Raw genomic sequence first — 18987 nt, 5'->3', positions numbered from 1 at the left:
TAGAATGTTGTTATGGTCTTCTAAAGACTGAATGGCTGCTTTCTTTTGCTCGTCTGTGATGGCATCTGGCCATAGCAGTTCAGAAGCTTTTACAGTGCATAAGCGTGCTGTAATCACGGCGCGTTGATCTGCTTCTGTTGCGTCAATAGTGGCAAAAGAAATCCCTGCCGGTGTTTGACTGCCATCTGATGCTGCTGGATTAAGGGGGACATAGTGTTCCGTTGCGGTTATCTTTCCCATGACAGTTCCCGCTTCAATGAATGCTCCTGATGCAAACACCACTTCTTCGTTTGACATATCAGGGTCGTAGGGTCCAAGATAAGCGCCATTGCGTACGTCGTCATAAATAATATTCGTCATTTCACTGCCCTCCAAGCTGCTTCCCATTTTGCGTGAATCTTTGCCTTGCTCGTCCCATCACTATGAGGGGCATAAGGCGAGACTTTTAAAGACGCGCTTTGAGAGCTAGCAGCCGTCAACACACACTGGCGTGCTTTCTCGAGACTCATACCGTTTTGAATAGCTTTTGCTGCGTCAAAAGAAACGCCTAAGTGCTTTGCTTGCCTTTCAAGGGTTGTTAGTGCTTTTGCGCGCTTTCTTTCTTTTTCAAGAGCAGCTTTTATGTTTTCCTGCTTGTCTTCGTTGTCGTTGTCCTCATTTTCGTTTTCTTCGTCGTCAAAGATTTCGGCGTTTTTGTCGACGTCATTATCGTCTTCGTCCTCTTCCTCGTCATTGATGATGTCGACGATCTTTTCGTCATCCTCTTCTTCAGCGCGGTATTGTGTACGTGCCATGTGTTTTGTCCTTCTTTTGTTGTTGATGTTGGGTTTTGTGATATGGAATCCGTTAAGGCTTCCAAAGCTTGCGCAAGGGTCCCCTGCGCATCTGCTAATCCAAGCGTGACCGCTTGGTTGCCTATAAAAGTTTCTGCTTTTGTGTCACGAATTGCATCAGCATTTAAGCGTCTGTTTTGCGCCACCAAATCGACAAACATCTCGTAGAGCAGGGCGCAATCGGCTTGCATTTTTATCTGTGCTGTATCGCTCAAGGGTTCATGAGGATTGCCATGAACTTTGTGATCACCTTCAAAGACAAAGGTCCATTTATGCCCGTGTTTTTCATCTGCACGGGATTGGTCAAGATGGGCGCAAACAACCCCAATCGATCCCACAACACCCGTGCGAGCAATCCATATTTGAGAAGCAGAGCAGGCAATGGCATAAGCTGCAGAACAGGCAAACTCATTGGCATGTGCCCAAATGGGTTTATTGTATTGTTTTGAGAGTGTTTGAAACTCTTCAACTAAATCAAACACACCGCCGGCTTCTCCACCGCCGCTGTCAATATCAAGTAAGACAGCACGAACATCAGGTTGTGCAATGGCTTCACGAAAAGAAGCCCTTAAACCTTCATAAGAGGTTAGCCCCGATAAAGCCCCAAGCCATGCACCACGGCGCACAAGCGTGCCATGAACTGGTAGGATAGCAACATTGTTTTGTACTACATAAGTTTCAGGTGGTCTTAAAGCTTCCGTATCCCCTTGCGCAAAAGCCTTAGGGGGAAACTTTTCTCCCTCAAAAAGACGCGGCGCAAGAGCATTCAAAATGATATCAAGCTTTGTCGATGCAAGCATATGAGGAACACCAAAAAGCCGTGATGCCAAAAACGGCATGTCGAGATTATTCACCATTTGTATGTGCCTCACTGCCTTGGTTACTTTCATAAGTTTCAGAAGGTTCTGAATCTGCGGTATCAATTACTTGATTGTTACCAGAGGGCGCTGCCATATCCGTGTCAAAAGATAAGCCGCGCGCACGAGCGTCTGTGTGCTCTTCTTGCAGTTCGGCATGAATGCTGTCGATATCAAAGCCGCGCTCGGCAAGTGCCATGCGTCGTGTTTTCAAGCCTGCACGGATTTCTTCTTTTTCCGCTGAGATATCCTTGTTTGGATCAATCATTTCAAGCGGGGGCGCAAAGCTTTCACATTGAAGCCATGGCAAGGGACTTTCTTCCCACCCTGGCAAATTGACGCATCCAGAAAGCACTGCCATTTCAACAAAACGCTCCCAAACAATGCGGTTAAACTGAAAGGCAATAATATGTTCACGCCATTGTTTGACGTGCCGTCTAAACTGAATGATAGAGGTACGCACATTGGAAAAATTCCCCCGCGTAACGTCTCCAGTCACAACGGCATAAGGCATATTAAGTGCTGCACAAATTTTCAAGATATTGCGAAATTGAAAAGCCTCATAAGAGCCACCAACCTCAACAGGATTTGAGAATGTAACCTCTTTATTCTCTCCTAAATAAAGAGATGCACCGGGCGCAATGACAGGCGCTTTGTATTCTTCTTCAATGTTGTTTTTATCACGATTATCGGATAATTTTTCGACGTTTGGTGAATTGTCCTTGACAAACGCCGCGAAAAGAGCCGCCGTCCTTTTTCTATCGAGTTCTGCGTCGTCATAGGATTCCAGTTGAAAGATCTTTGTCATAGCGCGCGTTATTTTGGGAGAACCGCGCAATTGTCCGGCAATACGGCGCTCTTTGATATGAATGACCATTTCAGCAGGGACACGTATGCGCTCTTGGCTCTTAAATGCACTGTTTGCAGGGCAATCATCATAGGGGTGATGTTCCCAGAAATGATAAGCAACACGCTTACCACTGGCGTTAAATTCAATCCCCATACGAATGTAATTGCCTTCAATCTCAGCAGGTCCATTGTAGGAAAGGTCCAACATTTCGGTGGGATAAACTTGCAATTGAAGAGGCACACCAGAGCGCCCGTAGAGGTCAACATAATGTAATCTTACAAAGCATTCTCCGGTTAAAAAGACCTCTCGTGCAATGGTTGCTTGAAGTCCATAAAAATTGGCATCTTCATCATAGTCCGCTTCATCAACCCATTGCCACCATAAGTCTAAAAGCTTTTTCTTTTCTTCTTGAAAACCTTCAATACGAGGATAAGGTTTAATCCCATCACTGACAGCCGCAGAGACCCATTCCTCTGTTGCAGAGCCATAAAGAGCTTCATTGTCATAAAGCCATCTTGAACGGGCAACAATGGTATCACCGCATTCTTCAATCGCTTTATTGATATGTTTTTTTGCGGGGTCAAAACCACCCATACGGCGGCTTTTGCTTGCCGCTTCAAAATGGGGATTGTGTTGACGAGAAATTGTAAAAAAGCCCGTGAGTTTATTGATAAAGCCAGCCATTAATAGCCTCGTGATATATTAAAATAGAAAACGCGTGAACGCTTGCGTCCTTCAAGGTCCGCTATTTGTGTGTTCAGCATCTCAAGCGCTCTGCGCAGTTCCTCAACAGAACGATTGCTTACTTGCTTATCGCCATGGCGTACCGATTGCGCACCCGAATAAAGAGCCTCTTCAATTTGTTCACGCCGCCTTTTTAAACTTTCCAGTCTCGAAAATTTGCTGTTAAATTGTCCTAAAGTTTCACCCACAAATTACCTCCAATCCCCTTGCATATAAGGATTCATCACCGTTCTGGATTGTTTCCTTTGAGGCTGTGCTGTCTGAGATCTTTTTGGAGCAGGAGAGGGGGCATGTCTTGGTGTTGGCTGCTCTAAAGAGCCTTCAACTTTAAGTTTTTCCAAACGCTCTTCTAAGATATCAACTTCTCGATTAAGGTTTATTCCTGCCGAAATCAGACCTTGTAAAGCTGCATAAGCATAAACCCTACAATCCAAGGCTTCATTTCTTGCCTTTTCGCTTTTTTGCCATTCAATGCGCTTGAAGCCTTTAAAATATTTGATGACTTTTCTTTCAGCGGTTAGCTGGTCAAAATATTCCCGATCAAGGTTTTTGTGAAAGTGTGTTGCACCAGCACCCGATGCTTCAGGACCGGATTTTTTAAACCGTGCTGTGATAATATCTTTTGCTGCATCAACACCAACAATATAGAGATTGATCTGTCCTTTGTTGTTTCTACTTGGACGGCGCGGCCATACTGCACGCCATCCCGCTTGCCCCTTAATCCCCCAGATACGTCGTCCCTCACGCGGGCGGACATAATTATAAACCGCTTGTGTGTGTCCACCACCGGTATCAATACAAGCAGCCGTTATCCTGATGCCATCTTTATAGCCTGGATGTGGCCAGCGTCTTGTAAGGTATTCATCCAGCTGGTCCCATACTTCAAAAGAAGAGGGATCACCAAGGATGACCTGATAATCAATATGCCAGCTTTCTTCACTGCGTCCCCATCCAACCACTTCAAGTTCTAAGCGGTCATTTTGCACATCAATGCCTGCTGTCAACACGACGGCTTGTTCTGGTGCCAATGGATAATCTTCGCGTTTTGCATAGAGGCTATCAGGGTCAACAACTTCGCCTGTTCTGTCTTCCCATGGCTCTCCAAGCACTGTGTTGACAAAAGGCTGCAAAAGTGCCGGATCATCCTTGGCATCTAAAAACTCTCTTGCGCATTCCCCCCAAGTAAGCCAAGGTGAATAGAGTGCCGAAATATGGTAAGAACGCAAATTCGGTCTGCTTGATTCACTCGTAGGCACCCAGCACACACCTCTTTCTTCACTCATGAGATCTGTTTTTCTGTGCTCAGCATGTTCATGACCACAATGCGCACAAACAAACACAGCTTTTTCGGGGGCGCCTTTTGGCCACTTAATTTGTGACCAAACAATGGGCTGTAGAACACCACATGCATCACAAGGGACATTGTAATATCGCTGGTCTCCTAGCACAAAATCCTTGGCGATACGGCTTGTGTCACGGTGTGTTGGTGTGGACAATTTAAAAATCTTTCTCTGCACAAAGGTTGAGGTCCGCTTTTCGGCAATCATCACCGGATCACCTTCGTTATCCACACTGAGAGGATAGGCATCCACCTCATCTAAAATCAGATAACGAATAGGCATGGAACGCAAACCAGCTGCACTGTTTGCTCCTGTAAGCATCAATGCCCCACCATCAAACTCTTTCGAAAACATTGTATTACCGCTGTCGCGTGCCCGCGCTGGGGCAATGCGTTCGCTTAAAGCAGGGCTTGCCATAATCATTGGGTCAAGACGGGTTTTTGATAATTTCTTCGCTGTCTCAACCGTTGGCATCACATAAAGGGCAGGTCCCGGACTATAATGAATGGCATAACCGCAAAAGTTCAATCCTGCTTCTGACATGCCAATCTGCGCCCCTTTCATGACAATGGTTGTTTCAATTGGCACGTAAGAGGAAAGGTTATCCATGATTTCACGCAAATAAGGGGTACGCTTTGTCCTCCACAATCCAGGTTCAGCACTTGCTACGGTGCTAAGGTATCTATTTTTGTCCGCCCATTGCGAAACCGTGTACGGTGGGTCCGGTTGTCTTGCATTATTGGCATGGGCGAAAAATTCTTCGACTGCATTGTCATCCATTATTCGTTTCTTGCAAGTTCTCTAACTCTGGAGAATGAGGATCATGAAAAGGCACTGGAATATTAACCGCCTCAAGTAAAGCGGTTCTCATGTAATAATCAATAGCACCAATAAGGCTGGCTGCATCACATCCAACTTGTGCAGCAATGCTTGCACCAAAACGATGCGGAAAATTCAACATAGCGTCACGGTGTGCTCTTCCAAACTCACGCGCTGCCTTTTTCATTTCTTCTCGATCAACAGTGGTTTCGCGCAATCGTTCAAGTGCAATCTTTTCGCTTTCAAGGGCAACTTGCATTCGCTCCAGTTTTATCTTGTATTCATTGGCTCCATCTGTAGAGGCTTGTTTGATCTTTGTCCGCGGTTGTCCATCAGGCGCTAAAAGTGAAGCAGGGCGCTTTGTTGGATTCTCATTCCAGATAGCTGTTGCAAGCGCTTCATTGACAGAACCATCTTCAAAAAGAGCCGCATCAAATTTACCTGTCTTTATCCGAGAAACAACCGCATTATGTGAAACACCCATCTTTTTTGCAAACGCACGAACCGATAGACCCTTACGCGTTTTCTTATTCATAGTTGCTCCTTGCCTTCTTCTCTGCCATAAGAAGTAAGAGTTTACTGTGTTACGAATGATTGACAATCGGGTATAATCGGGTATATATTCCGGTATGAAAACAGATACACTCCAAATTACACAAGAATTGTTGGCTCTCATTACTGAGATTGATGAGTTCAAAGGGGCATGGCGCGCTCTTGGTACTCTTGCACCTGAGCGATTGAACGCCCTTCGCCATATTGCTACTGTTGAAAGTATTGGATCTTCTACACGCATTGAAGGGAGTAAGTTAACAGACCGCGAAATCGAACAGCTTTTGGTAAACTTAGAAATTAAACGTTTCAAGAGTCGTGATGAACAAGAAGTTATCGGTTATGCCAAGGTTATGGAAACAATCTTTCAATCTTGGAGTGATATTTCTATTACTGAAAATCATATTAAACAACTTCATCGTGATCTTTTGTGTAATAGTGAGAAAGATCAACGACATCGAGGTGAATATAAGACTTTACGCAATGATGTAGCAGCATTTAATTCTCAAGGGAAAATGGTTGGCATTGTTTTTGAAACAGCTACACCATTTGATACACCATACCGAATGCAAGAGCTTATTACTTGGTTCAATAAAACCAATGAATTAAAGGATCTTCATCCTTTACTTACGATTGGTATTTTTAATGTAACATTTTTAGCTATTCATCCTTTTCAAGATGGAAATGGACGTTTAAGCCGTATCTTAACCACCCTTCTTTTGTTACAAAAAGGTTATGTTTATGTACCATATTCATCACTTGAAAGCATTATTGAGAATAATAAAGAAAGCTATTACTTAGCTTTAAATCAAACTCAAAAAACAATTTATACTAAAACACCCAATTGGGAGCCTTGGATACTCTTTTTTTTACGTGCTCTACAAAAACAAAAACGCCAATTAGAAATAAAAATAGAGAGTGAAAAAAATGCTCTTTTTTCCTTATCTGAATTGGCTCTTAATATTCTTGATTATGTGCGTAATCACGGACGTGTTACAACCCGCGATATGGTACGTGAGGTTGGTGCAAGCCCTAATACACTTAAAGTAACTTTTACATCATTAGTTGAAAAAGGTCTTTTGATACGTCATGGTGGTGGACGATCAACTTGGTATAGTGCACCTTAATTTTATTGCCTTCTTAACCACCTCCCCATTGTTGAGAACGGGGAGGGGAGATGTGTCTTAAGCTAAGCAGCTTTCACGACAGATCTTTCTAAGACTTGTTTTGCTTCTTTGATTAAAGCTTTATAATGTTTGCTTTCTTCTACCAATGTAAAGGCTTTGACAAGATGCATATGGAGAGGTCCATAAATGTAAACAGCCTTTTTAGTTGGAGACATTTTATCCCAATCTTTTGGGAAAGCAAAACGTATATCATCACAATAATCAACAGATTGGCTTTTTAGTTTCTTTTCACACTCAATAAAGTAACGACGAGCCTGTCGTCCTTTCTCATTGCGTTCAACCATGGAAAGCTCTTTCGCCATGTCTAAAGTGAGATGGTATTCTTTACTTATAACATTTTTACGTTTCTCATTTTTGAGAAACGTAAAACCATAATCTTGATTTTCCAAAAATCCATATTCTTTAATACGGCGTACAATCCAATCTGCAAATTTAGAGTTGACTTCTAAGAACATATATAATTCACGTGCGTTAACAGTTTGAACAGTTTCTTGTCCAATCATTTGTTCTTTAATTTCTATGAGAGTGTTCATGATGAACTCCTATTGGTTAGAGGTTTCTTATTGACATTCCAGAAGAATGCCGGGCGCTAAGAAACACGGCCAATAGTCCGTCGTTACGCTTTCCCCATAAAGAGTATTGTATAGCGTAACCACACCCGACAAGATCTTTATACGCTACAGCATATAATGAGTCAAAATCTTTAATGCTCAGAAGATAGATTGTTTCGGCAATCCATCCGCTATTGGTTTAAGGTGTTTCTTAGGCACCTAATTCGAAAATATATATTAACGCAAAAATGTCAAGAATAAAAATAATTTTTATCTAAAAATAATCGCGTACTGTACAGTGTACATATTGAAATTGTTATTTATCAATGTGTTATGTGTACAATGTACAGTCAATTTGAAAATTCTGTCGCTAGCGATAGTTCGCGCTCGCCTGCCCCGCAACAGACCCAACCCGCTGGGAAGTACCTTTTGCATTGATTTTATTGTATTTTTTCTGGAGAAAACCAAAGCGCAAGTGATAATCTGCTTTAAAAATTACAATTAAAGTGAGTAGTGTGTTGACATAGCTTAAGAGCATTATTTAGTTTTCTTATTGGCGGCATATTCTTGACGAGCAAGTTGGTACTGTATGTTGGCAATTAATCTCTCATTGGCTTTTTTTACAATAGTACTTGCAATTTTTGGCTTGGACATAACTCCAGCAATTGAGGGTCCTTCTTGTTTTGCAATAGGGAATTGATCTCCATCTGCTCTTTGAAAAACATTGTTTCCCATTTTTAGCGTAACACGCTTAGGAAATTTTCCACCGCAAATAAATCCATGGGGTAAGATTTCTTTCTTTCCAAACAGTGTGTAAGTTACGCCGCGTTTTGTTTCGTTTGCTTTAAAAAATTTAAGAGGTATCGGTGTTCCAGAACCAATGATATCTGTCTCAAGAAACCTTGCTGTTGCCTTTTCTTTAATATAAACACCTCTTCTTATACGCTTTATTTGGGCTGATGAGATGTCTGCAACTTGCTTTTCAGTGAAGCGTTCAACTTGTTTTGCTGTAGTGTTTAGAGCATTACGCAGAGCCCAATTAAGGCGAGGGGCTTGAAGGCTTGTGAAGGTATCTTTTGCCTGTTGAAGATACCATTTTTGGTGGATGATTAACTTCAACTTCTAAGCCTTTTTTGGGGTAGGTGACTTGGAAGCTTTAGATGCTTTTGGCTGTTCGAGTGGAATTTCCTTTGTCACTGGTTCAGACGATGTTTGTACGGCTTCTTGTTTTATCTGCTTAATTTGTTCAACTGCCTTGTCTGTTTTTGCTGTTGTCTTGACTCCAATAAAAGGTTTTACAGCATTAGCGCGCTTGAGACGTGCGTAGACTTGATTGGAAACTTCAACAAATGGATTATTGGGTGTTGATGGTTCAAAGCGAACAGTGCTTTTATTGTCTCCAACAACACACATTGGCTTAGTGATGACAGCTTTCATCATTGCTCCTTTTGAGTCATAATTAATGACATCATTAGTCAAATATTGATTTTTATTCTGTGAAAAATTGATTAGCCAGAATTATCAAGAAAACAGGGCTTTCTAGCCACGTTTCAAGTTCACATTTTACTGAATTTTTAGGGGATATTTTTGAATTTTAGACACAATACGACCAGTGCCGTGCTGTCATTAAATATGATTTTTCACATCATGTCAACAAAAAAATCATGATCTTGTGTTTTTTTTATTTTTTTACCTAAATATGGTGTTTTTAGAAACAAAAAGGTATGTATTGACACAGCCAAAAAAGAAGAAAATCTAAATATTAAGCTCGTGACGCGCTGCTGTTGCCAAAAAAGCAGATCTTGTTAAACCTCTTTCTTGTGCACAATCATCAATTGCACGTAAGAGTCCTCTTTCAATAGATATATTCGTACGTACCACTTCTGCATCATTTTCAATAAATGGGACTTGTATTAAAAAAGCTCCTTCTGACAAAGCTGTTTTGACAGATTCCCGTTGTATGACTTCCTCAAATTTTGAAGGAATGGGCACTATATCTATATCTTCACAATAAAGTTGAAGTGCTTCTGTTGCGTTTGCGATTAAATTTTCTTCCTCATCAGCAGCAGAAAAAAGTCCCTCAAAATCAGGAAACTGAACACCAAAAGCAGAATCTTCATCTTTATGAACAAGAGCAAAAAATCTTTTCATTTTTCTTCTCCTTTTTTTAACCAACCTGCTTGTTGTGCGATAGAACGTGCTGTACCAATCGGAAGATTTTTTTTTAGGATGTGGAACAATAACAACCTTACCATCTTTTTTTAATTTATGATGAGAACCTTTTACTTTGACAAGTTCAAAGCCATCACGCTTTAATTTTGCAATGATTTTTCGGCTATCTTGTTCCATTCCCTAAACTCATAATGTGTAAATATATACACATTTTAATGATTTTTCATCTGATGTCAATTCTTTTTTAACGGCTAAAGTGCTTATGAAGCGCATTAAGAACAATACGCAAAGAACTAACAAGATGTGTTAGCGATTGATCTTCTATAACAAGATATTGTAATGCAGCATAAAGATTATACTGTCTATAGAGGTGTTGTGCTTCTTTGATAGCCTCTTTCGTCACTTCATAACAATGAGTTGCTCTTGAAATCCACCGTTTTTGTGCCTCCTCATTTGATGAAGGAGTAAAGTTATCATAAATTGCATTAGGCAATCCTTTTGCACATAGGTAATTGTTTTTCACTTCAAGATATTTTTGCGCAGCATCATATTGGTCTTGATTGATTTCGCCTTGCAAATAAAGCCGCCCAATATAGGTGCTGGAAAGTGGATTTTTAGCCTCTTCTATGGTCAAGCCAAAGCGTTTGGCACGCATTTCAATTGCCAATTTATCCATGGGTTCATGCGGTGTTTTTGCTCGTGAGATGCGTCCATTTGGTTCTCTGATACATCCTTTAATTCGAGGACGACCACGTTTTGCACGTTTTTTTCTTTTTGTCATATTTTTTTCAATCAGAATGGCATGTCATCATTAAAAGATGTAGCATAATCAGCTGCACCTGAAGCGGCAGCATAATTTTGAGAAGTAATGGGTGAAGGGGTAGGGGATGCCGATTGCTCTTTTTTGGCATCAAGCAAATACAACTCGCCTTTAAATTGTGGTAGGACAATCTCTGTTGTGTAACGGTCATGCCCATTTTTATCTTGCCATTTGCGTGTCTGTAATTTTCCTTCTACGTAAACCTTTGAACCTTTGTTTAGATATTGAAGTGCAATTTTTGCCAAATGTGGATTAAAAATCACCACGGAATGCCATTCTGTTTTCTCTACTTTTTGATTGGTTTTTTTATCTGTATAGCTCTCAGAAGTCGCTATACTAAAATTGACTATTTCTGCTCCAGAATTCATTGTTTTGCTTTCGGGATTAGTACCAAGGCGCCCGATTAACGTCACTTTATTTAGCATATTTGTAGCCCCATTAGATTAGCAATTTATACATACAAAATCCTAGCATAATTTGCGTATTTATTCAATTATTTCAGTTTATTAATAACAGTTTTTTAAGTATTACATTATAATATTATTTGACAAATTATTCATCAAAAAACCATGTCACACAAATGGCACGGCTTTTCTTATTTCTGCTTTTAACTTTTCAATAAATATCCTTTTATTAAGAGTCTGTATCGAACTTTTTTGTTCGATTTATTGTTGACTATCGAACTTTTTTGTGCGATATTCATTTTATGAGGAAAGGGGGAGGCTAAATGAAACGAGAAGCGCTGCTTAGGGAATTACGTAAAGAAGCCAGAAAAAAAGGCATTCATTACAGTGAAGCTCCTGATGCAGGCAAAGGGTCGCATTATTTGGTAACTTTTGGAGACAAGACAACCGTTATAAAATCTGGTGAATTGACCCCACTTTACGTGAAAATAATAAAAAAGCAGTTGGGGGTATGAGTTACTCTCTCAACGGCTTTAATTTTTCGCTTCAAAAGCATTTCGATTATGGCGAGGAGACCTAAACATGGAGTACACTTATCAAGCAAAACTAGAATCTGATCCAGATGGTGGTTTTATTGTAACCTTTCCAGATGTACCAGAAGCAATAACAGCTGGAGAAAATAGAACTGAGGCATTAGAGAATGCTGTTGAAGCTTTAGGGTTAGCATTACGGAGCTACCCTATGCGTGGTCTGCCTTTACCAATGCCACAACAGTATAAAGACCTTGTAGAGGTTACGGTAGATGCGTGGAATGCTCTTAAACTTGCAGTGGTAGACGCCTTTAATGAAGCGAATATCACAAAAACAGAATTGGCTAATCGTTTGGATAAAAAAGAAACAGAAGCAAGACGCATTCTTGATCTAAACTATCCAACTAAACTTCAGACACTAGAGCAAACACTGACTGTTCTTGGAAAGAAAATCGTTATTAAAATCAAAGATGCAGCCTGATTTCTTCTCTACTTAAAAGCAGGGAAGATGATCATACTTCCTTTAAACTTAAGCAGCTTTTATAATAGATCTTCTAAAACTCATATTGCTTCTACAATTAAGATTCTATAACCTTCATCTTTCACTTGAATGATTCTAAAAGATACGAGATATTTGAGATACAAACCACCTACTTCATAATCACCGAGATAACTTAGATAGTATCGATCACCCATAAGACTATAAACGTTGTAATTGTGTTAGCTTTATGAATACCATTAACTTCCTTTCTTATAAATATGAAATAGATACATACTCAAAATTAGTTAATACAAATTGTATCGATAAATTTTTGCAGGAAGGAACGTATACTCTTACCGTGAAGAATCAATGTGCTACCTTAACAATTGAAAAACTTTCTGGGGAATCAAGTACCTACTATTGGGTTTATGTTTTAACAGGAGAAGAAAGTCCTTATAATCCTGAAGTGATTGATTCCGAAAATGGCTTTCAAAGCGTTCCTAACCCACGTTCTAAAAAACAAATTGAACAAAATGAACAATATTTTGGAGTTTTGATTCCTAAAAAATTCATTCTTTTTTCTTCAAGTAAAAAGCTAAACCAATGCTTGCAGTCACACTACAAAGAAAATTTCAAGGAAGAAATTAATATTTTACCTGAGCTTATTGATAAGAAAGATTTCGAAAAAAAATTGCATTCAATTAAAGAAATAAAACTAAAATATAAAAAACAAAAACAATTAGAACTTTTTGGAAAGCAATCAGCAAAATACTTAGTGGAGTTGGCTAAAGATTCTCTTGATGCATTTCCCACTGATGATGTTACTGAAATAGAACTCAGCTTAGATATCAAATTTAAAGAAGAAAATAATTTAAGGGAATATTTGTGGAATTTTTTAAGAAAAGATAAAGAAAATCCCATATTGCACAAATTAAATTTTGTGGGAAATACATATGATAAGTTCGATGTAATATTTAATACTGAGAGTTTTCAGCATAGAATCCCTATTAAAGCATCTAAAGATGAGAATGGCAGATATAATGAAGATTCTGTAAAAAAAGAATTGATATTTGAAATCGGAAATTTCACTGTGGCTTTATAATGGAACACTGCAGGGTAAGGATAGATATATTTATTAAATTGCGTGTATACAACATAAGAAAGAGTACACGGCATAAAAAATAATACCAAAGTACAATGTTTAAATACCAAACAGCGATATCTGAGTACCACATTACGGTATCTAATGAAAAAGGAAATTTGTGTTCCATATACCTAGAAATGACAGGCAAAGAAACAGTTTCTTTATAACTATTTGGGAAAATTAAAACGATAAGCGCTAAAATTATTATATTTAAGAGTCGGTGCATATATTGTTGTAAATCACGTGTTAGTTTCACCCAACCCGTTGTATCATCATCTTTATATTTTGGGTTGTTCTGCAACTCAGAAGGAATATTAGAATTGCATAAAATTGCAAAAATAGTTGTTACTATTATCAAACCAACAGACGCGAATGTCAAAATACCCTGAATAAAGTCAATATTTTTTTTAATTCCTGAAAAACATAAAAATATAAAAACTATAATGCCAAACAAGGCTCTTAGTTGCTTATCTGTAAACATACTCATTTCCTGTGAAAAAATTATGATTTCAATTTTTTAAATTATTTTCTGATAGAAGGCACAAACTACCTTTAGTTTTTTCGCATTTGCTTTCCTTTTAATAGCAACGTCTTCTATTGCATACAGTTTCTTTTAGTTAACCTCATCTATGGTTTATCTACAGTTGATGATCGCTTTAAGCACTAAAATCCTCTAACCTTTCATAAAGATTAAAGAAACACTCTATTATTTCAAAAATACACGAAAGAACTTAATGACTGCTGCAATATTTTTTTACATTAATACTAGCTATTTATGTGTTTTAAACAAATATTTTGAAATTTTCACATCCTAAAATTCTTAATTTGTATTAAAGGATTCACTTAGTTTATAAATTTGGTACTGCATACAATTCTAGGAAGCTATTATACCTTAAAAAAACTTTTTAGTCACTCTTAAAACGCATATCTAATCACAAAACCATCACCACTTTTCACTATTTTGCTAACCTGCAATATTTTTCACTGTTCCCCCAAGACCATTTAAAGTTTCTTCAAGCTCTTGCTTGTGAACAAGCGTTATAGGCGTTGAATGCTCTTTCGCTGCTTGTTCTTTCAACTCCTTTTCACGGAATCTCAAAACAGCATTGCGTACAAAATTGGCTTTTCTCAAAAGATCGTTTTCCAAATCACGACACAACCTGACAAGTTCACGCGTGCTCGGAAAAAACGTATCGGATAAACAATTTATTTCATCACATAAAATCCGTTTGACCACTGTCATCAGTGACCATGCAGAGACATTTTCCAAAACCATTCCATAGGTCAACGCCATTCCCTCATGGTCTGATTGTTGTGCTATTTTCAAACCACACGACAGCATGCGAATTGCTTTTGCTATATCCTCTTTACCTGCTTTCACTGCGAAGAGCTCTTGCAATTGATCACCAGCCTCTAAAGCAATCGATTCCTGCTGTTTCGTTAATTGGCTGCCTTCCTTCAAAATAAATGGACCTCTCGGGGGTATCATCGCATGAATGTGCTTCAAAGTACCCTCGATTTCCGATATCAAGGAGACTGTCTGCGATACGTTCCCCAATGCTTTTTTGCTTTTGAGTGTAATTTCCATTGTTTCCACCATTGTTGTTCGTGTTTTTTGTTTTTTCTAAATCATCAACCGCCTTTCGCACCCAGTTACGCCATGTTGCTTGCCAATCTATTTTGGTTGCATTTGCTCCGGCTTTTGAACGCCAATAATCTCGAAATTTTTCAATTTCGACTTTCACGCGCTCTGGAGGCAAGCCCTCTTCGATTGCAAAATCGTAATCGGGTTCAAAATCCTCTGGCAATCGACAGCCGCGATTAGCTTTCGCTCGTTTTGCTTTTTTGGGAACGTTTTCTTGCTCGTGAATGGGAGGTTGATTGTCTACACCCGTTGTGATTTGCTCTGATGTGGTTTCAACAGCAGCAACCTCTGTTGGCTCGTCAACCTGTTCGTTTGTTTCTAAACTTTCAGAACCAATTTCTTTTTTTGCTAATACGATAGTATTAGTTTTTTTATTATAACTGTTATTGTTTATGTTAATGTGTTTCATCATGATGTCATCATGACCTCGTGATGACCTCATCATGACATCATCATGGTCTTTTGATGAGTCATCTTTATGTTTTTTTCTCTTAGTATTCGCAGCTTTTATAGCTTTTTCTGAAAGTTTATTTAAATTCTCATTGCAATTTTTTAATTCTTCTTCAACATCGAGATTCCATAAACGACCATCTGCTAAACGAATAATATATCCTTCTTCTAGCAAAACATTCAAAGCTGTCTCAAATTTCTTTACTGAATAACCAGTGTAATGAGACAAAACTTTAATGTTACAAAAAAGAGGTTCACCAGTACGAAGCATGCGAAATCGCAATCTCGTATAGATATTACCTTCTACAGGAGGTAAATAATCGACGACCACCGCCCATTTATCGGCAAACAGTCTCGTCCATGGTATTTTACTGGACATGTATATCCCCTTCTTTCATCAAATATAAAATTGCTAAAGCATCTGCTTCGTTGTCGTCTTTAGGTACATGTCCTTTTGCACATACCGCCTTAATCATTTCTTCTTTTGAGGCGTTGCCTTTTCCTGTCGTTGCTTTCTTAATTGTGCCAACAGGAATGCCTTTATACGGTATCTGATGATGTTCACACCACGCTGTTAGAGTTGCTAGAAAGCCGCCATAAATATGCGACGCGTCTTTATCAACATGCCGGCGCATTTCTTCAAAATACACCGCGTCAATTTCATCAACAGACCTCTTTAGTTCAATAAGCCAACGTTTAAAGCGTAAATAACGCATACCACCGCCTTCAAAACGGCGTGATTGAAAATCTTCTGTATCGCTTGTTATGTGACCATCCGCACCGCATATCGCCCAGCCTGTCTTGGTCCCTAGATCAAGACATAAAATGGTTTGTGCGTTAGTGATCATAATCCCCCCTTAAGGCTCTACGTATTTATATGTGTGCTATGACAGAGCGCGTTGTGATTGCTTGTCTTGAAAAAATGTTTTTGAAAAAGTATCCTCCCAACGATTCTAAAAAAGTGGGGAGGGGAAAGATGCAAGAATGGATAAAGATATTTCTTACAGGTTTTGTGTCATTTGCTGTGTCGCTTTCTGTAGCGCTTATTTTAAGAAATAAAGACCGTAAAGAAGCAACCAAAATCCGCAAAGATGATTTAGAAAAAGCTGCAAAAAAACGAGAAGAAGATAGAGAATGGATAAGCAAGCAATTTGCAGAAAGCCAAGAACAGACGATAGCCCTTAAAGAGCAAGCGATATCGACAAAAGATCTTGCCAAATGGTCAGAAGAACATATTAAAATTTTGTTAGATAACAAAAGAGTAGAGGATTTAGGAACGCCACCTTCCATATATATAACTGGACCCCACTTGCCAACAAAAGGCAGGTGGACGCTTCTTTGTTTAAAGATAAAAAACAATGCACAAACTGTCATCCACGTTTTAAATATAAAGCTAAAAGATGGTTCTCGTTTTATTCTTGGATATGGCATCATATACAAACCTGAAACAAGATGGTGGCAAATGCAATCACCATATGTTAATTCTGATGCCAGTCCAACGTCACACAAATCACGCGGCCGCTGTGAGGAAGCAGAGAATTTTCGAACGGGACAAGAAATCGATGTTAATATTTCTATAGCTCCCTCAGAAGATAAGTACACAGGAATCCTTATTTTTGTGGCAGCGCGTGAAGAAGATATAAAAGCCCAAGTTACTTTAATCATTACTCATACATCCCCATTGAAACCAGAAACAACAATGACTGTAACTACACAAACCAACCTCATAGACTTTAAAAAATTGGATTAACTCAGATTCAGACACACACTGCATGCATCATTTATTAATTTGATTTCTTCTTTTCTTTTTTCGATGAGGTCATCCCTTAAGATATCAAGCTTATTTTTGACTAAGGCTGTAAACAAGATCAGCTCATTTAAGCGATAAAAAGATGACAACTCTTGAGAAAAATAATTATCAAACCAAGCCGTAAAAGCTTGCGTAAACACAGATAAAAACCATTGATTAAAATCATCGTACGGAAATAACGGAAAATATTTTCTATTATCACGCGCAAAGATACTATGCAGCATATAGACAAGACAACCTGTTGATGAGGGATCTATCCTTATTTCAAAACATGCATCTTCAGGCGAACGGAGACCATAATATATGGTTTCCTGTCCAATCTTATTAACAAGATCAATCAACTGGACTTTGCTTATAGTGATCTGTGGGACATCTATCATCTCTGATCTTTCTTTTTAAGAGTGTGAATGGTGCTGTTGCTGTTCGTTATTATCTGTAGGAGCAGCAATAAAAGCAGAACTAGAGCCAGAACATCCTTTCAGTTGTTGCAGCTTTAGATAATTTATTACGGAGATAGATCCTCTTTTTTCCCACTTGCAAACAGCTGCTTGAGTTACACCAAGCATTTTCGCCATTTCTGATTGTGTCCAATTAAATTTGCCCCGTATTGACTTAGCCAAATTCTTAAAATCTTCTCGTTGATCCATTTACAAGCTCCAATTACAGCTTTGTCTTATTTTATTCATATAATTATAGTTATATAAAGTCAAGGAAATTTATCTTTATCAACGATAAAAAAATAAGGTAAGCAGAAGTATGAGTAATAAATCTAATATCATAAGCACATTAAAAAAGATTTTGACCGAGTTTAACTTAACGCAAGAAGATGTAGCCAAACGGTTAAACGTAACACAAGCTTCAGTGTCTAAGTGGTTAAAAGATTCTGATCCACGCGGCTCTAATCGAGATGCCATTTTAGAATTATACAAAGAACTAAAAGGGGATAATCACTTAACAACTTTTGTTCCTCTTATGGGGTATATTGGAGCAGGAACACAGATAGATCCAAGCTTTGAACAAATCCCTGAAGATGGTCTTGAACAAGTAGAAATTCCTTTTGCTTTACCTGATGATATGGTTGCTTTTGAAGTTAAAGGAGACTCTATGCTTCCAGCTTATAAAGATGGAGATATGGTTATCGTAAGACGGCGCCAAATTAAAACAATAGAATCCTTTTTTGGCAAAGAAGCCGTTATTTTAACACATGATAATAAAAGATATATAAAGCAGATTAGCAGGGGCATGAATGGTGAAATAGATCTGCTTTCTTGGAATGCCTTACCCATTAAGAATGTTAAAATTGTGTGGGTTGGAGAGATATTTGCTATTTTGCCAATAAGTTCTTACAGCAAGATGATTCGGACTTATCGCTAATTATCCCCCCCTCTTATTTAGCAAGATATTATAATATTTTTTATAAAAAATATAACTTTTTATAATTTTTTTGCTTGCTATTTTATAATTATAGTTATATAAATAATTATACAAACCACGCACAAACAATTGCCAAGAGGCGTTAGGGAGGAGAAATTATGGAAAATCCAATTCTTATAAATTCTGATGAAATTTTATTAGTTGCCTACGATAAAGATCAAAACATTGCAGAGTCTGGACCACTTGATGCAAGCCAAATTCTAAGCATTGTTGATGAGGTAGATGATGCAATCCAAATCTTTCGCATCAATCCTTCTGAGAATAATTGTGAAGATATCTCTGAAGAAATTGCAGAAGCATATGTAAAAGAAAATATCGAACGTCTCGATGAAGATAGTGAGGTTCATTACTTTATACAAGAAAGTGA

Annotated in this window: 25 protein-coding genes and 1 pseudogene; 7 read left to right on the top strand and 19 right to left on the bottom strand. The window is 38.6% G+C overall.

From position 1 onward, the window contains the following. From ACFIJQ_RS08445 to ACFIJQ_RS08420, 6 genes are all read right to left on the bottom strand, one after another. The coding region (locus ACFIJQ_RS08445; protein ID WP_375629850.1) for a head decoration protein at positions 1-360 on the bottom strand (360 nt) is incomplete at its 3' end. A 259-nt stretch (positions 361-619) separates the two neighbouring features. Then, positions 620-1690: a S49 family peptidase gene (locus tag ACFIJQ_RS08440; protein WP_375629848.1), complete on the bottom strand. Its 1071-nt coding sequence runs from the start codon at positions 1688-1690 to the stop codon at positions 620-622. Further along, positions 1680-3224 (bottom strand): phage portal protein, encoded by a 1545-nt coding sequence (locus ACFIJQ_RS08435; RefSeq protein WP_375629845.1) that lies wholly within the window; start codon positions 3222-3224, stop codon positions 1680-1682. The genes ACFIJQ_RS08440 and ACFIJQ_RS08435 overlap by 11 nt, the downstream gene beginning before the upstream one ends. Further along, positions 3224-3472 carry a phage head-tail joining protein gene (locus ACFIJQ_RS08430; RefSeq protein ID WP_375629842.1) on the bottom strand — a complete coding sequence of 83 codons (249 nt, stop codon included), beginning with the start codon at positions 3470-3472 and terminating at the stop codon, positions 3224-3226. Before ACFIJQ_RS08430 ends, ACFIJQ_RS08435 begins: the two co-directional genes overlap by 1 nt. A 3-nt stretch (positions 3473-3475) precedes the next feature. Next, positions 3476-5404, bottom strand: a complete 1929-nt coding sequence (locus ACFIJQ_RS08425) for a phage terminase large subunit family protein (protein WP_375629839.1) — start codon at positions 5402-5404, stop codon at positions 3476-3478. After that, positions 5397-5978, bottom strand: a complete 582-nt coding sequence (locus tag ACFIJQ_RS08420; RefSeq protein WP_375629836.1) for a hypothetical protein — start codon at positions 5976-5978, stop codon at positions 5397-5399. Before ACFIJQ_RS08420 ends, ACFIJQ_RS08425 begins: the two co-directional genes overlap by 8 nt. Positions 5979-6072: 94 nt before the next feature. Here ACFIJQ_RS08420 and ACFIJQ_RS08415 point away from each other — a divergent pair, with 94 nt between their 5' ends. Next, on the top strand, positions 6073-7119 hold the full coding sequence (locus ACFIJQ_RS08415; RefSeq protein WP_375629833.1) for a Fic family protein: 1047 nt from the start codon (positions 6073-6075) through the stop codon (positions 7117-7119). Positions 7120-7181: 62 nt separating this feature from the next. On the opposite strand, the gene ACFIJQ_RS08410 is transcribed toward ACFIJQ_RS08415, so the two are convergent. The 7 genes and pseudogenes from ACFIJQ_RS08410 to ssb all read right to left on the bottom strand — a co-directional run bounded on the left by ACFIJQ_RS08410 (position 7182) and on the right by ssb (position 11147). Beyond that, the gene (locus ACFIJQ_RS08410; RefSeq protein ID WP_375629830.1) at positions 7182-7712 is read right to left on the bottom strand and encodes an antA/AntB antirepressor family protein; all 531 of its coding nucleotides are present in this window, start codon (positions 7710-7712) and stop codon (positions 7182-7184) included. 555 nt (positions 7713-8267) lie between these two features. Beyond that, positions 8268-8849 carry a hypothetical protein gene (locus ACFIJQ_RS08405; protein WP_375629827.1) on the bottom strand — a complete coding sequence of 194 codons (582 nt, stop codon included), beginning with the start codon at positions 8847-8849 and terminating at the stop codon, positions 8268-8270. Between the two features lie 3 nt (positions 8850-8852). Further along, positions 8853-9167, bottom strand: coding sequence for a hypothetical protein (locus ACFIJQ_RS08400; protein WP_375629853.1), 315 nt, complete (start codon positions 9165-9167; stop codon positions 8853-8855). Between the two features lie 318 nt (positions 9168-9485). After that, positions 9486-9881 (bottom strand): type II toxin-antitoxin system HicB family antitoxin, encoded by a 396-nt coding sequence (locus ACFIJQ_RS08395; protein ID WP_005864994.1) that lies wholly within the window; start codon positions 9879-9881, stop codon positions 9486-9488. After that, a pseudogene (locus ACFIJQ_RS08390) lies at positions 9878-10079 on the bottom strand (type II toxin-antitoxin system HicA family toxin). The gene ACFIJQ_RS08395 and the pseudogene ACFIJQ_RS08390 overlap by 4 nt, the downstream one beginning before the upstream one ends. A gap of 67 nt (positions 10080-10146) precedes the next feature. Next, positions 10147-10683, bottom strand: a complete 537-nt coding sequence (locus ACFIJQ_RS08385) for a hypothetical protein (RefSeq protein ID WP_375629824.1) — start codon at positions 10681-10683, stop codon at positions 10147-10149. A gap of 11 nt (positions 10684-10694) precedes the next feature. Next, on the bottom strand, positions 10695-11147 hold the full coding sequence (gene ssb / locus ACFIJQ_RS08380) for a single-stranded DNA-binding protein (protein ID WP_375629821.1): 453 nt from the start codon (positions 11145-11147) through the stop codon (positions 10695-10697). 302 nt (positions 11148-11449) lie between these two features. Here ssb and ACFIJQ_RS08375 point away from each other — a divergent pair, with 302 nt between their 5' ends. From ACFIJQ_RS08375 to ACFIJQ_RS08365, 3 genes are all read left to right on the top strand, one after another. Beyond that, on the top strand, positions 11450-11641 hold the full coding sequence (locus ACFIJQ_RS08375; RefSeq protein WP_375629818.1) for a hypothetical protein: 192 nt from the start codon (positions 11450-11452) through the stop codon (positions 11639-11641). A 67-nt stretch (positions 11642-11708) separates the two neighbouring features. Next, a complete protein-coding gene (locus ACFIJQ_RS08370) occupies positions 11709-12137 on the top strand; it encodes a type II toxin-antitoxin system HicB family antitoxin (protein WP_375629815.1) in 429 nt (142 codons plus the stop codon). A gap of 247 nt (positions 12138-12384) precedes the next feature. Continuing rightward, complete coding sequence (locus ACFIJQ_RS08365; RefSeq protein ID WP_375629808.1) at positions 12385-13239, top strand: hypothetical protein; 855 nt, start codon at positions 12385-12387, stop codon at positions 13237-13239. Here the strand turns inward: ACFIJQ_RS08365 and ACFIJQ_RS08360 are convergent. The 4 genes from ACFIJQ_RS08360 to ACFIJQ_RS08345 all read right to left on the bottom strand — a co-directional run bounded on the left by ACFIJQ_RS08360 (position 13223) and on the right by ACFIJQ_RS08345 (position 16224). Beyond that, positions 13223-13762: a hypothetical protein gene (locus tag ACFIJQ_RS08360; protein ID WP_375629805.1), complete on the bottom strand. Its 540-nt coding sequence runs from the start codon at positions 13760-13762 to the stop codon at positions 13223-13225. The two genes, ACFIJQ_RS08365 and ACFIJQ_RS08360, sit on opposite strands and share 17 nt — an antisense overlap. Positions 13763-14245: 483 nt before the next feature. Next, on the bottom strand, positions 14246-14743 hold the full coding sequence (locus ACFIJQ_RS08355; RefSeq protein WP_375629802.1) for a hypothetical protein: 498 nt from the start codon (positions 14741-14743) through the stop codon (positions 14246-14248). Beyond that, positions 14685-15755 carry a hypothetical protein gene (locus ACFIJQ_RS08350; protein WP_375629799.1) on the bottom strand — a complete coding sequence of 357 codons (1071 nt, stop codon included), beginning with the start codon at positions 15753-15755 and terminating at the stop codon, positions 14685-14687. The genes ACFIJQ_RS08355 and ACFIJQ_RS08350 overlap by 59 nt, the downstream gene beginning before the upstream one ends. Then, positions 15745-16224: a crossover junction endodeoxyribonuclease RuvC gene (locus ACFIJQ_RS08345; RefSeq protein WP_375629796.1), complete on the bottom strand. Its 480-nt coding sequence runs from the start codon at positions 16222-16224 to the stop codon at positions 15745-15747. Before ACFIJQ_RS08345 ends, ACFIJQ_RS08350 begins: the two co-directional genes overlap by 11 nt. Positions 16225-16253: 29 nt before the next feature. Here ACFIJQ_RS08345 and ACFIJQ_RS08340 point away from each other — a divergent pair, with 29 nt between their 5' ends. After that, positions 16254-17126, top strand: coding sequence for a hypothetical protein (locus ACFIJQ_RS08340; RefSeq protein WP_375629794.1), 873 nt, complete (start codon positions 16254-16256; stop codon positions 17124-17126). Here the strand turns inward: ACFIJQ_RS08340 and ACFIJQ_RS08335 are convergent. Beyond that, positions 17123-17527 (bottom strand): hypothetical protein, encoded by a 405-nt coding sequence (locus ACFIJQ_RS08335; protein WP_375629791.1) that lies wholly within the window; start codon positions 17525-17527, stop codon positions 17123-17125. The two genes, ACFIJQ_RS08340 and ACFIJQ_RS08335, sit on opposite strands and share 4 nt — an antisense overlap. Before the next feature lie 54 nt (positions 17528-17581). Further along, a complete protein-coding gene (locus ACFIJQ_RS08330) occupies positions 17582-17833 on the bottom strand; it encodes a helix-turn-helix transcriptional regulator (protein WP_375629788.1) in 252 nt (83 codons plus the stop codon). Between the two features lie 109 nt (positions 17834-17942). Between ACFIJQ_RS08330 and ACFIJQ_RS08325 the strand changes: the two genes are divergently transcribed. Together ACFIJQ_RS08325 and ACFIJQ_RS08320 are read left to right on the top strand one after the other, a co-directional pair. Then, positions 17943-18560 carry an XRE family transcriptional regulator gene (locus ACFIJQ_RS08325; RefSeq protein ID WP_004865405.1) on the top strand — a complete coding sequence of 206 codons (618 nt, stop codon included), beginning with the start codon at positions 17943-17945 and terminating at the stop codon, positions 18558-18560. Between the two features lie 158 nt (positions 18561-18718). Beyond that, positions 18719-18987 (top strand): hypothetical protein (locus ACFIJQ_RS08320; protein ID WP_375629785.1); only part of this gene is annotated, 269 nt, incomplete at its 3' end.

The organism is Bartonella sp. TT67HLJMS, from assembly GCF_042193375.1.
Classification (GTDB): Bacteria; Pseudomonadota; Alphaproteobacteria; order Rhizobiales; family Rhizobiaceae; genus Bartonella; species Bartonella grahamii.
This window is presented reverse-complemented; position numbering and strand designations above follow the sequence as displayed.